At 50.1% G+C, this 19,464-nt stretch carries 15 protein-coding genes and 5 tRNA genes; 18 read left to right on the forward strand and 2 right to left on the reverse strand.

The genetic code is table 11. The features are described from left to right. The first annotated feature begins 137 nt into the window (after nucleotides 1–137). Together HFP08_RS26725 and HFP08_RS26730 are read left to right on the forward strand one after the other, a co-directional pair. The gene (locus HFP08_RS26725; RefSeq protein WP_168123746.1) at nucleotides 138–2,402 is read left to right on the forward strand and encodes a Tex family protein; all 2,265 of its coding nucleotides are present in this window, start codon (nucleotides 138–140) and stop codon (nucleotides 2,400–2,402) included. 1,125 nt (nucleotides 2,403–3,527) lie between these two features. Next, complete coding sequence (locus HFP08_RS26730; protein ID WP_168123697.1) at nucleotides 3,528–4,205, forward strand: nitroreductase family protein; 678 nt, start codon at nucleotides 3,528–3,530, stop codon at nucleotides 4,203–4,205. A 132-nt stretch (nucleotides 4,206–4,337) separates the two neighbouring features. Here HFP08_RS26730 and cmpA read toward each other — a convergent pair whose 3' ends face one another. After that, nucleotides 4,338–4,481: a cortex morphogenetic protein CmpA gene (gene cmpA / locus HFP08_RS26735; RefSeq protein WP_168123698.1), complete on the reverse strand. Its 144-nt coding sequence runs from the start codon at nucleotides 4,479–4,481 to the stop codon at nucleotides 4,338–4,340. Nucleotides 4,482–4,565: 84 nt separating this feature from the next. After that, nucleotides 4,566–4,928, reverse strand: coding sequence for a hydrolase/acyltransferase (locus HFP08_RS26740; RefSeq protein ID WP_168123699.1), 363 nt, complete (start codon nucleotides 4,926–4,928; stop codon nucleotides 4,566–4,568). A 105-nt stretch (nucleotides 4,929–5,033) separates the two neighbouring features. Here HFP08_RS26740 and HFP08_RS26745 point away from each other — a divergent pair, with 105 nt between their 5' ends. From HFP08_RS26745 to HFP08_RS26820, 16 genes are all read left to right on the forward strand, one after another. Continuing rightward, on the forward strand, nucleotides 5,034–5,507 hold the full coding sequence (locus tag HFP08_RS26745) for a SprT family protein (protein ID WP_168123700.1): 474 nt from the start codon (nucleotides 5,034–5,036) through the stop codon (nucleotides 5,505–5,507). A gap of 46 nt (nucleotides 5,508–5,553) precedes the next feature. After that, nucleotides 5,554–5,629 (forward strand) — tRNA-Asn (locus HFP08_RS26750). Between the two features lie 6 nt (nucleotides 5,630–5,635). After that, a tRNA-Ser gene (locus tag HFP08_RS26755) sits at nucleotides 5,636–5,727 on the forward strand. Nucleotides 5,728–5,869: 142 nt separating this feature from the next. After that, nucleotides 5,870–5,944: transfer RNA gene (locus HFP08_RS26760), tRNA-Glu, on the forward strand. 49 nt (nucleotides 5,945–5,993) lie between these two features. Further along, nucleotides 5,994–6,069: transfer RNA gene (locus HFP08_RS26765), tRNA-Lys, on the forward strand. Between the two features lie 53 nt (nucleotides 6,070–6,122). Beyond that, nucleotides 6,123–6,205 (forward strand) — tRNA-Leu (locus tag HFP08_RS26770). Nucleotides 6,206–6,987: 782 nt separating this feature from the next. Then, a complete protein-coding gene (locus tag HFP08_RS26775) occupies nucleotides 6,988–8,346 on the forward strand; it encodes a methyl-accepting chemotaxis protein (protein ID WP_168123701.1) in 1,359 nt (452 codons plus the stop codon). A gap of 112 nt (nucleotides 8,347–8,458) precedes the next feature. After that, on the forward strand, nucleotides 8,459–9,301 hold the full coding sequence (locus HFP08_RS26780) for an alpha/beta hydrolase (RefSeq protein WP_168123702.1): 843 nt from the start codon (nucleotides 8,459–8,461) through the stop codon (nucleotides 9,299–9,301). 145 nt (nucleotides 9,302–9,446) lie between these two features. Beyond that, complete coding sequence (locus tag HFP08_RS26785; protein WP_168123703.1) at nucleotides 9,447–11,684, forward strand: helix-turn-helix transcriptional regulator; 2,238 nt, start codon at nucleotides 9,447–9,449, stop codon at nucleotides 11,682–11,684. A gap of 240 nt (nucleotides 11,685–11,924) precedes the next feature. Then, nucleotides 11,925–13,484 (forward strand): extracellular solute-binding protein, encoded by a 1,560-nt coding sequence (locus HFP08_RS26790; RefSeq protein ID WP_168123704.1) that lies wholly within the window; start codon nucleotides 11,925–11,927, stop codon nucleotides 13,482–13,484. A 104-nt stretch (nucleotides 13,485–13,588) separates the two neighbouring features. Continuing rightward, on the forward strand, nucleotides 13,589–14,551 hold the full coding sequence (locus HFP08_RS26795; RefSeq protein ID WP_240941904.1) for an ABC transporter permease: 963 nt from the start codon (nucleotides 13,589–13,591) through the stop codon (nucleotides 14,549–14,551). Continuing rightward, nucleotides 14,551–15,420 (forward strand): carbohydrate ABC transporter permease, encoded by an 870-nt coding sequence (locus tag HFP08_RS26800; RefSeq protein ID WP_168123705.1) that lies wholly within the window; start codon nucleotides 14,551–14,553, stop codon nucleotides 15,418–15,420. The genes HFP08_RS26795 and HFP08_RS26800 overlap by 1 nt, the downstream gene beginning before the upstream one ends. Before the next feature lie 35 nt (nucleotides 15,421–15,455). Continuing rightward, nucleotides 15,456–16,847: a sulfatase-like hydrolase/transferase gene (locus HFP08_RS26805; RefSeq protein ID WP_168123706.1), complete on the forward strand. Its 1,392-nt coding sequence runs from the start codon at nucleotides 15,456–15,458 to the stop codon at nucleotides 16,845–16,847. 4 nt (nucleotides 16,848–16,851) lie between these two features. Continuing rightward, nucleotides 16,852–17,982, forward strand: a complete 1,131-nt coding sequence (locus HFP08_RS26810) for a sialidase family protein (protein WP_168123707.1) — start codon at nucleotides 16,852–16,854, stop codon at nucleotides 17,980–17,982. Nucleotides 17,983–18,000: 18 nt separating this feature from the next. After that, on the forward strand, nucleotides 18,001–18,459 hold the full coding sequence (locus HFP08_RS26815; RefSeq protein WP_168123708.1) for a NanQ anomerase/TabA/YiaL family protein: 459 nt from the start codon (nucleotides 18,001–18,003) through the stop codon (nucleotides 18,457–18,459). A gap of 39 nt (nucleotides 18,460–18,498) precedes the next feature. Then, on the forward strand, nucleotides 18,499–19,413 hold the full coding sequence (locus HFP08_RS26820) for a dihydrodipicolinate synthase family protein (RefSeq protein WP_168123709.1): 915 nt from the start codon (nucleotides 18,499–18,501) through the stop codon (nucleotides 19,411–19,413). Nucleotides 19,414–19,464 lie beyond the last annotated feature (51 nt).

Raw genomic sequence — 19,464 nt, forward strand, 5'->3', positions numbered from 1 at the left:
GAGGGAAAACCTCACGTCCGGTTTGATGAAGGGGGAACTGGAAAGTAACTAGAGGGCTTGCGCCCTCCAACGAAATTCAGTTCTCTACTCTACGAATGAAGGACGGTGTTACATAGGTGGCTGAATGGACGAAGGAAATGGCTGTTGAAGCGGCGGAAGGCAAGGCGAAGCTGTCCGACGAGCAGAAGGAAGCGGAGAGCAAGCGAATTATCGCAGGTATCGCGTCGAGCTTGTCGATCCCGCTGTCGAAGGTGAAATCTGCCGTGGCGTTGCTTGATGAAGGGAATACGATTCCGTTCATCGCGCGTTACCGGAAGGAAATGACCGGCGAGTTGGACGAGAATGAGCTGCGTTCGATTGACGAGAGGCTGCAATATATGCGCAATCTGGAGGAGCGCAAGCGCGAGGTCATTCGTCTGATTGACGAGCAAGGCAAGCTGTCAGAGGAGCTGCGAGCAGGCATTGAGCAAGCCGTCAAGCTGCAGGAGGTCGAGGATCTATATCGCCCTTACCGCCAGAAGCGCAAGACGCGAGCGAGCGTGGCGAAGGAGAAGGGGCTGGAACCGCTTGCGGAGTGGCTGTGGTCGCAGCCGAGACAGGGCGATCCGCTTCGGGAAGCGGCACGATATGTGAGCGACGAGAAGGGCGTTGCTAATGCAGAGGAAGCTCTGCAGGGCGCGATGGACATTCTTGCCGAAAATATTGCGGACGACGCCTCGATCAGAGCTTGGGTGCGCAAGTTCACCTTCGATCAGTCTCTGCTGAAGACGGAAGCGCGCAACAAGGATCAAGAGTCGGTCTACGAAATGTATTACAGCTATCAGGAGCCCGTTCGGAAGCTGCCGCCGCATCGGGTGCTTGCGATTAATCGCGGAGAGCGCGAAGAGATGCTTCGGGTATCGTTCGACGTGCCTGTCGACCGCATTCACGAGCATATGCGCCGCAAGCTTCTCCGGGGAGGAACAGCGGCAGCAGTGCGTGAGGCGCTGGAGAGTGTCATTGAGGATGCGTACAAGCGGCTGATCTCGCCGTCTATCGAACGCGAGGTGCGCGGCGAGTTGACGGAGAAGGCCGAAGAGCATGCGATTACGATTTTCTCGGAAAATCTTCGCAATCTGCTGCTGCAGCCTCCGGTCCGCGGCAATATTGTGCTCGGCGTCGATCCGGCGTTCCGTACCGGCTGCAAGCTGGCGGTCATCGATGATACCGGCAAGCTGCTGGAGGTCGCTGTCTCTTACCCGACTCCGCCGAATAACAAGGTGGCGGAAGCGGAGCGGCTGATCAACGGCTTGATCGACAAGTACAAGGTGGAGTTGATCGTCATCGGCAACGGAACGGCATCCCGCGAGACGGAGCAATTCATTGCCGAGCTGATCCGGAAGCGGGCTTCGGCAGGAGAGTCTGCTTCGGCGGCTGCAAGCGCATCTTCATCCGCAGGCGGAGCGGACTTGAAATATATAATCGTGAATGAAGCGGGAGCGAGCGTTTATTCAGCGTCCAAGCTGGCAGCCGAAGAATTCCCTTCTCTTGATGTCGCGGAGCGAAGCGCGGTGTCGATTGCACGAAGATTGCAGGATCCGCTGGCGGAGCTGGTGAAGATCGAGCCGAAGGCCATTGGCGTCGGGCAGTACCAGCATGATGTTAGCCAGAAACGTCTGGACGAGTCACTCGGAGGCGTCGTGGAATCGGCGGTTAACCACGTGGGCGTCGATGTGAACACGGCCTCCTCATCGCTGCTGTCCTATGTGGCGGGCGTGAATGCGACGATTGCGAAAAATATTGTGAAGTTTCGTGAGGAGAACGGACGCTTCGTGAAGCGCGCGCAGCTGCAGAAGGTGCCTCGTCTGGGCGCGAAGTCTTATGAGCAGTGCATTGGTTTTCTGCGCATTCCGGAGGGGGCTAATCCGCTGGATCGCACGCCTATTCATCCGGAGTCCTATTCCGTCGTGGACAAGCTGTTCGCGGAGCTGGGATTAGAGCTGAAGGAGCTTGGAGACGCTAAGGTAAAGCAGCTGTTGGTCGAGGCGGATGCAGCAGCGCTCGCTGATCGTCTGGAGGTCGGGTTGCCGACCCTTCGTGATATTATCGACAGCTTGCTGAAGCCGGGCCGCGATCCGCGCGAGGAGCTTCCGCCGCCGATCTTCCACACGGATGTGCTTCATCTGGAGGATTTGACGCCGGGCATGGAGCTGCAAGGCACGGTTCGCAACGTGATCGATTTTGGCGCATTCGTCGATATTGGCATTAAGAATGACGGGCTTGTTCACATTTCCCAGCTTAGCGACAAATTCGTAAAGCATCCGATGGATGTGGTATCCGTCGGCGACAACGTCACGGTATGGGTGCTTAGCGTCGACGAGAAGAAGGGCCGCGTCAGCTTGACGATGCGCAAGCCGAATTGACTTCTTCTCCGTGGGAACGGATTGCATGGTATCCCGAATCACAGGAGCAGGTAGCATGGCATGGTGTTTCAGATGCTCAAAGCAAGTTAGCAAGCCTTCGATTACGCGTTTGTTGCGTAGTTGAAGGCTTTCTATTTGGAACAAGGGGCTCTCTATCTCGGGCGTATGCTAGAAGTCGATAAAATCGACTAAGGGAAGCTGAGTATGGTCTCGAGGGCGCTAGAAGTCGATAAAATCGACTAAGGGAAGCTGAGTATGGACTCGAGGGCGCTCGAAGTCGATAAAATCGACTAAGGGAAGCTGAGTATGGTCTCGAGGGCGCTCTAAGTCGATAAAATCGACTAAGGGAAGCTGAACGTGGTCTCGAGGGCGCTAGAAGTCGATAAAATCGACTAAGGGAAGCTGAACGTGGTCTCGAGCGCGCTAGAAGTCGATAAAATCGACTAAGGGAAGCTGAGCATGGTCTCGAGGGCGCTCGAAGTCGATAAAATCGACTAAGGGAAGCTGAACGTGGTCTCGAGCTCGCTCGAAGTCGATAAAATCGACTAAGGGAAGCTGAACGTGGTCTCGAGGGCGCTCGAAGTCGATAAAATCGACTAAGGGAAGCTGAACGTGGTCTCGAGCGCGCTCGAAGTCGATAAAATCGACTAAGGGAAGCTGAGCATGGTCTCGAGCTCGCTAGAAGTCGATAAAATCGACTAAGGGAAGCTGAACGTGGTCTCGAGGGCGCTCGAAGTTGATAAAATCGACTAAGGGAAGCTGAACGTGGTCTCGAGGGCGCTAGAAGTCGATAAAATCGACTAAGGGAAGCTGAGTATGGTCTCGAGGGCGCTCTAAGTCGATAAAATCGACTAAGGTAGCGACAGAGTTTTTTTTGCAGAGTTACTTTTTACCACTGGAGAAGGTCCGAACGCTGGAATTGCCTATGCAGAGTTGCTTTTTACCACTGCATCCGATTTAGGCTCAGTAAGTGTTGACATTCGATGATCATCGAACTATACTGTAATTATTCGAGTTACAGTTACTTTTGAGTTGTGGGATATGTTGTGGCAGTGTCCATGGCTTTATGTCTATGCGAACGCTCATTACCTGCAACTCATGCGACAATTAGGAGGAAATCATACAATGACAACGCAAATCGATTCTCATGTGCAAGACCAGACGGCCAAGGACGCCAGCGCGACTGTTCCGTTCCTGGATGTTCTCTATGGTCGTCATTCTGTACGGAAATATGACAGCAGCGTCTCCATCTCCGAAGAAGAAATTCGGGAAATGATCGAAATCGCGACAAGAGCCCCGTCTTCATCCAATATGCAGCCTTGGCGCTTCCTCGTCATCACCGATCAAGAGACGAAGCAGAAGCTTGTTCCCGTCGCCTTCAATCAGCAGCAGGTTGCAGAAGCGTCGGCGATTGTCATCGTGCTTGGCGATCTGGAGATGTATAAGAAGAGCGAGGAAATCTATGACGCTTCATTCAAAGCGGGCTTCATGTCCGAGGAAGTGAAGAACAATATGACGGCGAATTCGCTCAAAATGTATCCATCCCTGCCTGCGGAGCGGCTCAAGGAAATCGTTGTGTTCGACACGGGCCTCGTCGCGATGCAACTGATGCTCACCGCTCGTGCGAAGGGCTACGACACCGTTCCTATGGGCGGCTATAACCGCGATCAGGTCATCGAGATGTTCGGCATTCCGCCGCAATATCTGCCTACGCTCATGCTGCCAATCGGCAAAGCGGCGACTCCCGGTCACATGACGCCTCGTCTTCCAGTCGATGAGATTACTTTCTTCAACCAAATGTAAGCGACTTGCGCGTATAGCATGACAGGATCAATCGGGCAAGTCAGATCTTGGTCGAGCTGCAAGCATTACAAAAACCCGGCATTCTCCCAAACGGGGAAAATGCCGGGTTTTTCAAGTGATCTTCACTTGGTATTATTGAATGACCGACGGATTGTCATGCTCCTTGGGACCCTGCTTCGTGCGGTAGAAATACCAGCAATCATTAAGCAGCTTGATCTGCTTGCGGTCCTTCAGCTGAAATGCGCGCATCATCTGGTTGCATAGCCATTGCGGCATTCGCATCGTCCTCCTCCTGCGCCTAACCTGTTGTTCTATAAACATATGGCGGAGGGCGAATGTCCGTGCAAGTCCTTCTTATTTTTATCCGAGCCGATCTTCCTCATATTCCTCGTACCACTGCTCAAGCTGCGCCTGCAAGGCGCGAATTTCCGTCAATAATGCGATAATCGGGTATGCCTGCTCCTGCACCTCTCGGAAGTCCTTCTCGAGCTTATTGATATACGCAAGTCCTGAGATAATCTCAAGCGATTTGTCATGCAGCTCAACATTGTCGCATTCCGCAACCGCAAAAGCGAGATTTGGCACGAAATCGGCAGTCAGTTTGTCAATCTCTTTATGTAGACGCAGATTCAGAGCGCTTAGTTGATAAGCGTGTGTAGCTGGCATTTCGATAAAACAAATGGAATTCTCTTGCTTCATTAAGACATAACGCATGGTATTCATGTGTAATAGTGCTCTCCCCTCGAGTCGCTGGCTCCGATTAAACATTCCTACTTGACAGTGTAGCGCATTATTGCGATAAAATTCAAGTGTGAGGAGGGACAGCCCTTGGATAATGAAGAGTTGCAAAGCTGGGTGGAGCGAGTGTCGCTTGCCTCGTTCGGACTCCCGTTCAAGCATAAAGCCATTTTTAACGCCCGATTGAAAGCGACAGGCGGCAGATATTTCACGAGGAGCCATCATATCGAGATCAGTCCGCATCAGTTGGCCTCCTTCGGGATAGAAGAGACGGAGAAAATTATTAAGCATGAGCTGTGCCATTATCATTTGCATATACGCAACATGGGTTATCGTCATCGGGATGCGGATTTCAAACATCTTCTCGCGCAAGTTGGCGGCTCGCGGTATTGCCAGTCACTGCCGGAGAGAGCGCAGCGTAAGACGTTGCCTTATCGCTATAAGCTGGTTTGCAAGCAATGCGGCATGGAGTATTTGCGAAAGAGAAAGCTGGATCCGGCCAAATACTCCTGCGGAAGATGCCGCGGAAAGCTTCAGTTATTTTCTCTTGGGAAAGAGGCTTGACACAGAGAGCCCAGCATGATAAATTATTCAATGTTACTGTTTATTTTCCCTGATAGCTCAGTTGGTAGAGCACTCGACTGTTAATCGAGTTGTCACAGGTTCGAGTCCTGTTCGGGGAGCCATCTTCTGGAGAAGTACCCAAGTGGCTATAAGGGGACCCTCTGCTAAGGGGTTAGACTGCGAAAGTGGTGCGAGGGTTCGAATCCCTCCTTCTCCGCCATATTTATTCATCTCAGAACTCAGGCACAATGAAAGGCCGAGCAGCGGTCTTTTTTTATGAAAAAAAGCTTGCGCTGTGAAGCACAAGTTGGTATAATAGCTCTTGTCGCTTGGAAGCGAAGCGTTCTGAAATTGGCATTCAAGGCCCGTTGGTCAAGGGGTTAAGACACCTCCCTTTCACGGAGGTAACAGGGGTTCGAATCCCCTACGGGTCACCATATTCCTTACAAGAAGCAGCTCTTATGTGGAGTTCGTTTCCGATTATGAGAGCCATTAGCTCAGTTGGTAGAGCACCTGACTTTTAATCAGGGTGTCGAAGGTTCGAGTCCTTCATGGCTCACCAGTTTCTTTTCCTCGAAGGATTCTGGAATGAAGGATAGATGAATAATTGCATACGCGGTCGTGGTGGAATGGCAGACACGCTGTCTTGAGGGGGCAGTGGGGGCAACCCCGTGGAGGTTCGAGTCCTCTCGACCGCATACTTAAGAAAGTCCTTGCTGAGCAAGGGCTTTTTGCCATTATAACATTAATAAAATTTCGGGTAACGAAAATATGACTTTTTTAAGCGATTTATCTATATGATGCATACAAAGTTGCTTTGCTGCAAAGCTGCAGATCGAACATCAAGGGAAGACTTCGATAATAGGCTTGGATGGAGACAGGCGAAGCGCTAATGAAACTTGATAACGTTCTAACGAAGATTGATCGTCTTATTTAGTGACTACGGGCAGGAAACATACTCGCTTTGAGGAAATAACGATATCAATCTTCATTAGATTCACGCAGGCTTTTCAGCTTTCGACTCCGCCAAGTCTGATTTCCATCAGAAGAATGGCAAGCGTGCAGGCAGCGATGGGAATGAACGAATGCAAGTGTAAAACATTTAATCCGCATAGAGGACGAAGCGGCTCATTAGGCGTTGGGATTTGGTCTATAAGGTGTTGTATATATCCCGGATAACAACGGTTTGTGGACAGAAGCTCGCTAAGGAGCAGGGATGACCGGTTGAGCAAAACGGATCGTTGTGCCAAGAAAACGCCGTCAGGTGTTTTTTTCTTTTTGCTCGTAAGATTCAAAAATTCCATGTTTTGAGAAACTGAAATTACAAATATTTTAATATAAATAATTAATAATATATACTAAATAAACTAGTTTAGTATATATTGTATATTAATAAATAAATTAATGAAATAATTTTGTTCATGTAGTAATATATTCATGGGTATTATTGCCTAAAAATTCGCAGGGGAGTTATTGCAGCATGAAACAGAAGCTAAAGTCGTTACGAACAAATCAGTTATTGGAAAGGAGTATGAAGTGGACGATTGGAAGAAAAATGGGTTTTACTATCATTGGAGCATCTGTTGCAAGCCTCATTTTGGGAACGCCGATTGCCATTCTGAAAGCCTTTCTATTTGATTTGGAATTCATGAGCTCGTTAAGCGGTACCTTCGAGGAGTTCTTAAGCACTTATTTCACTTTAATCGTAAACCTGCTCATCATGCTTTATGTCGTGAACCTCGCGATAAAATGGTTTGTTAAGAAGCCTATCGATCATTTTATTAGCGGCATAGAAAGCGTTCTGTCCCAGGGCAAAATCGACCTGACAAAGAGAATTGAAATGAAAACGAACGATGAAACGAAATTACTCGCGGATTATTTCAACAAATTCCTGAATGAATTGCAACAGCTTACGGAATCGTCGAATGCAATCGTTGGCAGCATCAACGCTTCCTCCGTCTCGCTTAATGCGCAAGCCCATGAAACGGGAGAGACCTCCAAGCAAGTGGCTGTCACCATGGGCGAGCTTTCAAGCGGCGTTACTTACCAAAGCGAACGAACAACGGAAATTGTTGAGATGATGCAAGAAACGAAGCAGCTTGCAATGGACGCGAACATTCAAATTAATGAAACGGCAGTATTTTCGGAATCGGCAACAAATAGCGCGACGCATGCCAATGAGGCAATGGCGAATGCTTTGACCCAATTGAAGGATTTGACCCGTTCGGTGCAGACATCAACGAATGCAATCTTCACGCTTGGCGAAAAGTCGGATGAAATCGGGGGCATTATTGGCGTTATTGCCGATATCGCGAGCCAAACGAATTTACTGGCGTTAAACGCAGCGATTGAAGCGGCAAGAGCCGGTGAGCAGGGTTTAGGCTTTGCGGTTGTTGCAAGCGAAGTTCGGAAGCTGTCGGAGCAGACCGGTCATGCGTCGGCGGAGGTTGCGGCCCTGATTCAGAACGTACAGAACGAGACGCGGGCAACCGTTATTTCCATGAAGGACAATCTGGAGCTCGTCATGAAGCAGTCAGAGCTTATTGGAAGAAGCTCCGTGTCGGTGGAGACGGTATTAGAGGAAACTGCTAAAACCGATCAGGCTGTCAAGAGGCTGCATCAGATCATAACCATTGTCGAACAGCATGCAACCGGAGTGTTGGCGGCAACGGAAGAAATATCCGGCATTATAGAACAATCCTCGGCCTCGCTGCAGGAGGTCAGCGCCTCTACGCAGGAGCAATCCTCCATCGTAGAGTATATGGTTTCCAATATCGGCAATCTTGAGAATCTGTCTGATTCGCTCAAGCAAGAGATTGGCAAGTTTAAAGTGGCTTGACGTACGAAATTGCACATCCATGTTCCATATTCGGGATAGACGTTCCTTTCATCTTGTTTGACAATAGAAGGACCTGCGCGTCGCTATTGAAGAGAAGAGGAGGAGGAATACGATGGTCGTCAGGACATACAAGAATATCGCTTATGGACCGCATGAACGCAACAGGCTGGATGCCTATATTGCCGAAAATAGAGGAACGCCTTCGCCTGTGTTAATTTATTTCCACGGCGGAGGCTATATTCGCTATGACAAGTCGGAGGTGTTAAATCATCAACTTATGCAGGAATGTCTGGATCGGGGCATATCGGTAGTCTCCTGCAATTATCGCTATATTCTGAGCGATCCGTTTCCGGCCCCGATGCAGGATGGAACAAGAGCCATCCAATTCGTCAGACATATGGCCAATCAGTGGGGGTTCGATCCTGAGCGCATCGTTTCGTCAGGCCAATCAGCGGGCGGACATATCGCGCTATGGAACGCGCTTAGAGGCAATCTGGCGCAGCCGGACAGCGTGGATGAAATCGAGAGGCAACGCTCCGATGTATGTGGATTTGCAGGCTATATTACGCAGGTGTCCAAGGATCAGCGATTCTACGAAAGCATTTATGAAGGACCCTATATACAGCCCAATCTTGCCTTGTTTTATGGAGCAACCGATCTGGAGGAACTACAGAGTCCAGAGATGCTTGAGTTGGCGGAGAAAGCCTCGGCGATTCATTATATGTCTGCGTCGGCTCCGCCCGCTTTTATGACTTATAACCTTCCGCTGACGGGAGCGAATATTCCGGCAAATCTTACAGTTGGGGAGGTGATCCATCATCCCGTTCACGGCTATATGCTTAAGCGGGAGTACGATAAGCTGGAGATTCCATTTACGCTGCGTCATACGGACGACCCGGTTCGCCATGGAGAGATGATCGCATTCGTCCAGCGTTGCATCTCCGCCGTCCGTTGATGCCGTCAATATCTCGGCAGCAGACAGGGTATGCTATACTTAATCTAGAGAGAGAAGGTCAACGTATTACTTTCATAAAAGTGGGGCAAAATGTATGCGCTTAAATTTTAATTTTTTATTTTTCAAAAAGAAGTATTTTCGGAATTTGTTAATCACCTATTTCGTTGCGGTGCTGATTCCGGCCTTGGTTATATCGGGAATCTTCCTTTATTTTTATTCCGAAGAAACCGTGCTGCGCATTTCCAAAAATTCCAATCAGGATATGCACCGCATCGCGGATCGGATCGGCTCGATGGTCGACCAGATGAGCGATGTTGCCGTGCGGCTATCGCTCACGCCCGGATTGAACAAGGCGATGTCGGATCCCCAAAATACAAGCATGTATCAATATGAGCAGTTCGTCGATATATTGGGGCAGCAGAGAGCCACGAACCAATTGTTCGACTCCATGGCGTTATTCTTCCGCATTGACAACAGATTCCTCTCTACGGAGGTTGGTTTTCAATCTCAGGAAGAGTACTACGATCAGGGAATTCTGGCGTTAATGGAGCAGAATAAGGACAAATCCTTCTGGTTCGCCAATCGGGAGATGACCGCTCCTGGAGGGGAGAGGGTCGACACGATTACGTTCGCTCAGAAGCTCCCGGTCTTATACCAGCTGCAGATGGGCGAACTGATTATTAATGTGGGCAAGAGGGCTTTCGCCAATGTAATTATTCCAAGCGACATGCAGGGAGACTTTCTCGTGCTGGACAATAATAATCAGATTGTCGTCGGGAACTTAACCGCATCTTCAGAGAAAATTGGGGAATTGATCCCGAATCTCGGAAATCCCGCGGTTGCTAAGACGGTTTTGATCGACGGGAAGAAACAGTTCGCAACGCAATATCAGACGGAATATAACGGCTGGACGATATTTGAATTCACGCCGTATTCCGTCTACTCGAATCAGATGCATAAGGAGATTAGCAAGGTTCTCTATATCTGCTTCATGTTCATTATGATCGGAGCTGCAGTAGCCGGATGGTTTGCTTTCCGAATGTATCGGCCCTGGAAACGTATCACGAACCGATTATCCGAGAATACCGCGGGCGATGCGATCGAGACAAGCGTTGTGGACGAGGTTATATATGTGGAGAAGGCGCTGTCTCTCATTGAAGACAATATCAAACGGCATGAACCGATACTGAGGGACCGGCTGGTATTTGATATTCTTCATAATTATATCGTCGACGACGAGCAGCTGCGAGTGCAGCTCTCGAACTTGGAGATGATTTTCCCCCACCAGCATTTTCTGGTTATTGTCGTTCAAAGCAGTGAAGAGCTTGGAGAAGCGGCTCATTCGGAATCTTACAACCGCTTATTTGTTTTCAATCTTGTACTGGATTCATTCAAATCGCTAGGAGCAGTCTACGGAACGATGATGGATGCGGAGAGATTCGGTTTCTTGCTTAATCTTGAAGAGTATGGTCTTAATGATACATTCAGGGATAGAGTAAGGGAGCTTTGCGCCGAACTGAATCGATTGGCAGGCACTCACTTGAACATTTCATTGCAGGTGAGTCTTGGTACATTTTGCAGCAGCCTCGAGGATGTGTATAAGTCTTACTTTGCAGCCAAGCGAGAATTGCTCTACCGATCGGTAATCGGCGACAACGATGTGATCTTCCCGTCCAATACGGACAGCGAGAAGGTGTCGTATCCGTCGCATCTTCAGAAGAAGTTCATTCATGCTTCAATGAATGCGGATGAAGAAAGGGCGCTTGCGGCAGTGCGCGAATTATTCGATCATTATGTATACAGTGAAACCTTGTCGAGACAGAAGACGCAGCAAATTATTATTATCTTCCTGAGTTCGACGCTGTATGAATTAATGGAAGAGGGGTTCGATCTCGAGGAAATCTCTGAGGAATCGATTCTGGAGATTGCGAATGCCCCTAATCATAAGGAATTAAAAACTCGGTTCTTTGGTTTTGTGAATAAAATTCAATCAGGCATACGCAGAATAAAAGATAAAGAAGAGAATATCTATATCAAGCGGGCCATGCAGTATATGAAGGAGCATTATGATCAAGAGCTTACTGTTACGATGATCGCGGAAGAATCGGGTGTCAGCAGCGGACACTTGGGCCGACTGTTCCGCGAAGAGGTTGGCAAATCCGTATTAAATGTATTGACGGAAATTCGGATGGAGGCCAGTAAGCCGCTTCTTCTGGCGGATCATATGCCTCTTGAACAAATTTCCAGGCAAATCGGCTATAACGATGTGCACAGCTTTATTCGATTCTTCAAGAAAGCGGAGGGCGTAACACCGGGTGAATACCGCAAGATCCGAATGGAAGCGCAGCAATTCGAGGAATCGACAACAGATGAGAAGCCATAATCGATCTTTCGCGCTAGTGATGAGCATCCTTTGACCGCATGCGGCCGAAGGATGCTTTTTTGCTCTCGCGATCATGATGTAGAAAGAACAACATCCATGTTGAATTATGCATCTGGCGGTTGAAATGCTTGATATGGCGCATGTTTGTTCCAAACTGCCGATGGACGATGGAGGCTGTGGGATGTGATACTGTAAGTGTTTTCAGAAAGTGCTTTCAAAAAATAAAGGGAGGCAACACACATGACAAAAAGAAACAAATGGGCAGTGCCGGCCGCAGTAATCTTATCCGCAAGCTTGCTAATGACGGCTTGCAGCGGCAGCAACAATTCGAAGGGAAACGAAGAAACGGGGAATGGTTCTTCTAATAGCAATGCTTCGAACACCGAGCAGACCATTCGCTATAACATCTTAATGAATGGCAGCATTCCGGAATATCCCGAGGACGGGGGCGAAGGAAGAAAGCTGATTACGGAGGCGGCGGCGAAGGCAGGCGCGACAGGCGTTGACTTTCAGGTCACAATGGGCGGAGACGGCGATGATTATAATACGAAATTGAATTTGCTGGCCAGCTCCGGAGAGCTGCCCGATGTATTCCGCGTCGATCCGCAAACCCTGTCCACCTTTGTTGATCAAGGGCTGGTCATGCCACTGGACGATCTTCTGAAGGATGCTCCGAATATTACATCCATCGTGCCGGAAGAGAGCTTCCAGCAAGCGACCTTCGACGGCAAGATCTACGGCATTCCAAGCGGCGTGCTGCCGGAGGCTTATAACTCCCCGAACGTAACCGGCTTGTTCGTCCGCCAGGATTGGCTGGATCAATTAGGCCTTCAGACGCCTGATACGCTTGATCAACTGGAAGAGGTTTTGAAGACGTTCAAGACATCGGATCCCGACGGCAACGGCAAGGATGATACCATTCCTTTCGAGGCGCATAATGTTCCGCAATCCGATTACGGCTTCGACCAAATCTTCGGCGCATTCGGCATCGCGCCTCAGCACTGGCAGGAGGTTGACGGCAAGATTCAGAAGGGCTTTACGCTTCCAGGCACGAAGCAAGCGCTTGAGACGCTGCAGAAATGGTACAAGGAGGGGTTAATCGATCCAGAATTCCCGGTTCTGACGGGCACGGCCGCCAACGCCAAATTGTCGAATTCCAAGGTTGGCGTCATGGTGCAGCGCGACTTCGTGATGAACAGCTACAACCCGGTTAACGCGGCATTGTCCCAGGCCAATCCTGACGCGAAGCTGGCGGTTATCCCGGCACCGGCAGGACCTGACGGCTTGCGCGGCTACGCGGCCGAGAATCCGAGCGGCATGCTGCTCGTCTTCTCGAAGGATATCAAGGATCCCCAGCGCTTCATGAAATTCCTGAACTGGACGGCAACGGATGAGGGTTTCCTGACTCCATACGGAATAGAAGGAACAGACTACACGTACGACAAAGAGAATAACAAAATCACGCAAATCACAAGCACGGCAGATCTGTACAAGAAAGGGCTAAGCAATCCTATCCGTTTCTTCTTCATCAACGATCGCCGAAATACGGATCAGCCGTTCCGCGACGCGGCGGCGATTACGTCGAAGCATGTGATTCCGAACGAACTGTGGAATTCGATTCCCGCCGAGCAGGATTATCCGGATCTCGATTCCAAGCTGTGGCCGGAATATCTCGTCAAGATCGTAACGGGCGAGTGGTCGGTCGACAAATGGGACGAGTTCGTGCAGAAATACTATGATCAAGGCGGCAAGACGATCGAAGAGCAAGCCAACGAGCAATGGAAAGAGCTTAACGCCTAAGCGATTGAGCCATTAGCGTAAATGCCGGGAAAAAATTCAATCATGTTCAAAGTCCGCTTTGCAACGACATTATTTCCCGGCATTTTCTTGAAGGAGGTCTGACTATGAACAACAGGAATCAAGCGGGAGTCCCCGCAGACGGCCGCGCAGCGCAGAGCCTTCGGAATGACAGCAGCATGCGCAAGTGGACGCGCAAGGTGCTGAAGCATCGGCAATATTATTATTTGCTTGTGCCTGGATTGCTCTATTTTCTCATCTTCAAGTATATCCCCATGCTTGGCGTTTCGATGGCGTTTCAGGATTTCAAAATTACCGGGGGCATGTTCGGCAGTCCTTGGGCGGGACTCAAGTGGTTTCATATCTTGTTCGACAATGACGATTTTTGGATCGCGTTTCGCAATACGTTGATTATTAGCGTTTACAAGCTTGTGTTCTATTTCCCGGCGCCTATTATTGCCGCCATGCTGATTAATGAAGTGTTCAGCTCGAAGATCAAACGCACCATTCAGACGATTATTTATTTCCCGCATTTCACTTCCTGGGTTATTATCAGCGGAGTTATGGTCACAATATTGTCGCCAAGCACGGGACTCGTCTCGTTGTTCCATATGTCGTCTTCGCCGCTCATGCAGCCGGAATACTTCCGAAGCTTGCTTGTCGCTTCGGAAATCTGGAAGGAGATGGGCTGGGGCACGGTCATCTATTTTGCCGCCATATCCGGCATTAACCCGGAGCAGTATGAGGCGGCGACTATCGATGGAGCCAACAGGCTTCGGATGGCGTGGAACATTACGCTGCCGTCCATCGCGAACACGATCGTCATCATGTTCATTCTGCGCACCGGTCATATTCTGTCGGTTGGCTTCGATCAGGTCTACAATCTGTACAACCCTCTTGTCTACAATGTGGGAGATATTCTGGATACGTACGTGTACAGGACGGGGTTAACCTCCGGGCGCTTCTCTCTTGCGACTGCAGCGGGACTGTTCCAGTCCGCGGTGGGGCTCGTGCTTCTTCTCATTTGCAACTGGACGGCCAAGCGACTCGGACGGGAGGGGATCTGGTAATGAACGCAAATCGAAAAGGCTTTGGCAATCGTCTGTTCGATACCGGCAATATTATCTTTTTATCGTTTATTGCGCTATGCACGTTTTATCCGCTCTGGCATGAGCTTTGCCTCTCATTCAGTTCGGTAGAGGGCGCTTATCGCGGCGGCTTGTTCTTCCTGCCGAGAGGCTTTAATTTTCAATCCTATATCAATGTGTTTCAGTCCAGCTATATTTGGCAAGCTTACGGGAACAGCATCTTTGTCACGGTCGTCGGCGCTTTAACCAGCGTCTTCTTCACGGCTCTGACTGCTTATCCGCTTGCCAGGCGCCATCTGCCAATGAAAAACGGCGCAATTGCCTTCATTCTGTTCACAATGATCTTCAGTGGCGGATTGATTCCGACGTATTTCGTCGTGAAGGAAACGGGACTGATTAATTCGCTGTGGGCTCTCATTATTCCCGACATGCTTTCGGCATTCAATGTCATAGTGGCAATCAACTTCTTCCGCACCATACCCGAGGAGATCGAGGAGAGCGCCATGATGGACGGCGCAAGTCCGATTCGGACGTTCCTTCGCATTATCCTGCCGATATCCAAGCCGATCATCGCGACGATTCTGCTATGGGAAGGCGTTCGAATCTGGAATAACTTCCTGCATGCTTTGATCTATCTCAATCATAAGTCGTTATTCACGTTGCCGTTGCTGCTGAAGCAAATCATTAAAGGGCAGGATGAGGCGATTCAAACCGGTCAGGCGACGCTCGCCAATCCGGAGGCGGTTATCGCCGCGACGATTATCGTAACCCTGGTGCCGATTATCGCGGCGTATCCGTTCTTGCAGCGTTATTTTGTCAAAGGGGTAATGCTGGGTTCTGTCAAATCGTAGCTTGCTTGCAAGAGAAGGAGGAAGGGGAGCAGACTTTGAATAAACCCAATATAATTGTCATCGTGGCTGATGATATGGGATTCGGCGACATCGGCATATCCGGCAACAAAGATGTGCGAACGCCGAATCTGGATAGAATCGCCCGAGAGGGAGTGATTCTGAATCAGCATTACAGCGCTTCGCCTATGTGCGCTCCTGCGCGGGCCGCATTATTGACCGGGAAATACCCGCATCGCACCGGCGCTGTCGATGTCAGCACATGTCGAGGCTATGATCGGATCGCGCTTGATGAAATTACCGTTGCAGATCTGTTCAAGCAGAATGGGTATCGAACAGGGTTGATCGGCAAATGGCATAACGGACGGGGTGAAGCGTATCATCCCATGAACCGCGGCTTCGAATCATTCACAGGCTTCCGCTGCGGCGGCTCCGATTACTGGAGTTGGATGCTGGAGAAGGATCATGAACCATTCCCCGCGGATGGCCGCTATTTGACCGATGTGTTCAGCGAGGAGGCAGCAAGCTTCATTCAGGAAAATCAAGAGCGGCCGTTCTTCCTGATGCTGACCTATAATGCGCCGCATACGCCGTTGCAGGCTCCCGAAGAGGAGATTCAGCCTTTTCGGGATATGGGAAAGTTCAGCGAGGCGGTCTGTACAATTTACGCCATGATTAAGAGAATGGACTATGGAATTGGGACAATGCTGAATACGCTTGCGGATTGCAAGATCGAAGAGGAGACCATTATTCTGTTTGTCAGCGATAATGGACCTGATATGAAGGGGGAGGGCTCTCGTTCGGCGATTCGTTATAACAGCGTTCTAAGCGGCACAAAAGGCTCGGTGCTGGAAGGCGGCATTCGAGTTCCCGGTTTGCTGAAGTGGCCAGGCAAGATTGAAGCCGGAACCGTGTATGAAGAACCGGTGCATTTCACGGATTGGCTCCTGACGCTGGCAAGCGCTGCGGGAATAAGCCTGCCTCCATTTCTGCAAGCGGACGGCAGAGACATGCTGTCTCTGCTGAGAGGTTTGGAAAGGAAGGAGAACGATTTTTCGAAATTTTGGCAATGGAATCGCTTCGAGCCTGTTCCGTTTTGCAACGCGGCGCTGCGCAAGGGACCGTGGAAGCTTGTCTACCCGAGTATTCCGGAGGCGGTGGAATTCTACGCGCCCGATCAGAAATATGTGAGACAAATAACGCAGAGGCCCGATCTGGAATACCCGCTTGTCAGAGAGCCGATCGACCGGAAGCTTTCTGAGCCATCCAAACCACTGCTATATCATCTGACGGAAGATCCGAGCGAGGAGCATGATAGATCCGAAAGTCATTCGGAGCTCTGTGAAGAGATGAAGCAGGAGTTGGATCAACTGTTCGATGAACTGATGAAGACATATAAGACGAAACGAATTCTAAATGTGGAGGAATAATATCATGCAATGGAAAAGCCAAATTAACTATCAGGATCCACGCACCCGAACCTATCTGGGGAGTCCGAGCATTGTCCGATTGCCGAGCGGGGCTCTTCTCGCGTCGAATGATTATTTCGGCGATTTTCCCGATGAGCATTTCCATTTAACCGGGTTGTTCCGTTCGCAAGACAATGGAGAAACCTGGCAGCATGTTACGCATTTGAGCAGCACGTTCTGGAGCAATCTGTTTCTGCATCGCGGCAAGCTTTATCTCATGGGCACTTCTCGTAAATTCGGCGACATCATTATTCGCCGCAGCGATGACGAAGGCTTCACATGGACAGCCCCAGTGGATGAGAATTCGGGGTTGCTTTACACAGGGGGCAAGGGCATGACGCCGCCGAATTACCATTGCGCGCCAATGCCGGTTGTCGAATATGACGGACGCTTGTACCGCGCCTATGAGGATATGGATCCGCCGGTGCGTCCTATCGGCTTCAAGAGCTTCGTCGTCTCCTGTCCGGCAGACGCGGATTTGCTGCTTGCGGAAAACTGGACGATGAGCAATCAGGTTGTCTATGACCAGGATGCCGATTCCCCGGACTGGGGCGGCGAAGCAGGCGTAGGCTGGCTGGAGGGCAATGTGGTAAGGGGACCCAATGGCCTGGTCAATCTGATTCGATTGACGACATTCCCGGTTTGGGACAAGGCGGCGATGCTCACGATTAGCGACGGCGGCAAAAAAACAAGCTTCGATTCTTCGGGTTTTGTTGAGCTGCCTGGTGGATCGCACAAGTTTACAGTTCGCCGCGATGAAGTTACCGGCTTATATGTGACGCTAGTGAATAAAGGAGAAGATCCGGAGCAGCATGTGCTGCGCGAGAAGCTTTCCGTGTTCGCTTCGGAGGATCTGCGCAATTGGTTTCATGTGAAGACACTGATGGAGGATGATTTGATCGAGGATGTAGAGCTTTCACGCAAGAAGACGGGCTTTCAATATGCCGATTGGCAATTTGACGGCGATGATCTGATCTATGTCGTGAGAACCTCCTACGACGGCGCTCATACTTTTCACGACAGCAATCTGATCGTGTATGGCGTGTTGAATGATTTCCGTGATAAGGTAGAAGAGAAACGGAAGATTTATTTGTAAGCCTAGGAGGGCAAAAAAATGATACTTGGACATTTGGACAGATGGCCGCTCGAGGGAGAAGCCTATGGCACCAGCATACGGCAAGCTATGGATTTTCTGAAAAATACGGATTTGGCGGCTTTGCCGGTCGGCAAGATCAGCATTGACGGAGAGAGACTATTCGCAATGGTGCAGGAGGTACAAACCGAACGAGAGCAAGAACGAAGATGGGAATCCCATCAGCGCTATACGGATATTCAGTTCCTGATTGCCGGGGATGAGATGATTGGTTTCGCCGAAAGTGATGGAAGCACGATCGAAGAACAGCATGATGACCGTGATCTCCTGTTCCATGGCAAGACGGGGGCAGTGACGAATCTGATTCTGAAACCGGGCATGTATGCTGTGTTCTTCCCGGGCGAGCTGCATCGTCCATGCTGCGCGGTTTCGGCGGCGGGCGTGATTCGTAAGATCGTTCTTAAGATTGACTTGAATTAACTTGACATGGAAGACGTAAGGCTAGAGGGGGAGAAAGCTATGCAAGGAATAGGGGGCGGAGTGTGGCCGACGATGGTTACGCCGTTCAGATCAGATGGGGAAGTAGATTACGAGGCGTTGGCTCAGCTGGTAGAGTGGTATATTGAAGGCGGTGTGCACGGCTTGTTCGCGGTTTGCCAATCCAGTGAGATGTTCTTCCTCGGCTTAAAGGAACGAATCGAAATTGCTCGCTTCGTGGTGGAGAAGGTGAAAGGCCGGGTACCGGTAATCGCGTCTGGACATACATCCTGCGTAATGGAGGATCAGATCGAGGAAGTTAAACGCATCTATGAAACAGGCATTGACGCTTTTGTCCTTGTAACGAACCGATTGGCGGGCCAGGAAGAGTCGGACGATGTATGGAAGCGCAATACGGAGAAGCTGCTGGCGGCGAATCCTGAGGTTTCGTTCGGCCTGTACGAATGTCCGTATCCTTACAAACGCCTTATGAGCCCGGATTTGCTCGCATGGTGCGAATCGACAGACAGATTTCTGTTTCTGAAGGATACTTGCTGTGATTTGGCGGAAATGCAAGCGCGCCTTCAAGCATTGAAAGGCGGAAGGTTGCAAATCTTCAACGCGAATTCGGCGACCTTGCTCGAATCGCTAAAGCTTGGAGTTGCCGGGTTCAGCGGTATTATGGCTAATTTTCATCCCGAGCTATACGTGTGGCTGACAGAAAATTGGCGCGAGCAGCCAGAGAAAGCAAGTGAGCTTCAGGATTTTCTCGGCGTCGCTTCCGCTGTCGAAGCGCAGAGCTATCCTCTCAACGCCAAATATTCATTCCAGTTGGAGGGAATTGAAATGCGATTACAGACTCGCGCTATGGAACAGGGTAAGCTTCAGCCTCAGCATAAGCTTGTCGTGGAGCAGGTCGGCCGGCTTTCCCGGAAATTCCGGGAAAGGATTAGCTGAGAGCACGCGGACATGAAGCAGTCGGCAGATTACCATTCGCAGTAAGCAGTA

This window comes from Paenibacillus sp. HB172176 (assembly GCF_011947265.1).
Taxonomy (GTDB): domain Bacteria; phylum Bacillota; class Bacilli; order Paenibacillales; family Paenibacillaceae; genus Pristimantibacillus.

Excerpts from the sequence above, each read along its gene's own strand:
- HFP08_RS26800 (WP_168123705.1), top strand. The coding sequence starts at position 14,551 with ATGAACGCAAATCGAAAAGGCTTTGGCAATCGTCTGTTCGATACCGGC.
- HFP08_RS26725 (WP_168123746.1), top strand. The coding sequence starts at position 138 with ATGGCTGTTGAAGCGGCGGAAGGCAAGGCGAAGCTGTCCGACGAGCAG.
- HFP08_RS26810 (WP_168123707.1), top strand. The coding sequence starts at position 16,852 with ATGCAATGGAAAAGCCAAATTAACTATCAGGATCCACGCACCCGAACC.
- HFP08_RS26795 (WP_240941904.1), top strand. The coding sequence starts at position 13,589 with ATGAACAACAGGAATCAAGCGGGAGTCCCCGCAGACGGCCGCGCAGCG.
- HFP08_RS26790 (WP_168123704.1), top strand. The coding sequence starts at position 11,925 with ATGACAAAAAGAAACAAATGGGCAGTGCCGGCCGCAGTAATCTTATCC.
- HFP08_RS26820 (WP_168123709.1), top strand. The coding sequence starts at position 18,499 with ATGCAAGGAATAGGGGGCGGAGTGTGGCCGACGATGGTTACGCCGTTC.
- HFP08_RS26775 (WP_168123701.1), top strand. The coding sequence starts at position 6,988 with ATGAAACAGAAGCTAAAGTCGTTACGAACAAATCAGTTATTGGAAAGG.
- HFP08_RS26730 (WP_168123697.1), top strand. The coding sequence starts at position 3,528 with ATGACAACGCAAATCGATTCTCATGTGCAAGACCAGACGGCCAAGGAC.
- HFP08_RS26780 (WP_168123702.1), top strand. The coding sequence starts at position 8,459 with ATGGTCGTCAGGACATACAAGAATATCGCTTATGGACCGCATGAACGC.
- HFP08_RS26815 (WP_168123708.1), top strand. The coding sequence starts at position 18,001 with ATGATACTTGGACATTTGGACAGATGGCCGCTCGAGGGAGAAGCCTAT.
- cmpA (WP_168123698.1), bottom strand. The coding sequence starts at position 4,481 with ATGCCGCAATGGCTATGCAACCAGATGATGCGCGCATTTCAGCTGAAG.
- HFP08_RS26740 (WP_168123699.1), bottom strand. The coding sequence starts at position 4,928 with ATGAATACCATGCGTTATGTCTTAATGAAGCAAGAGAATTCCATTTGT.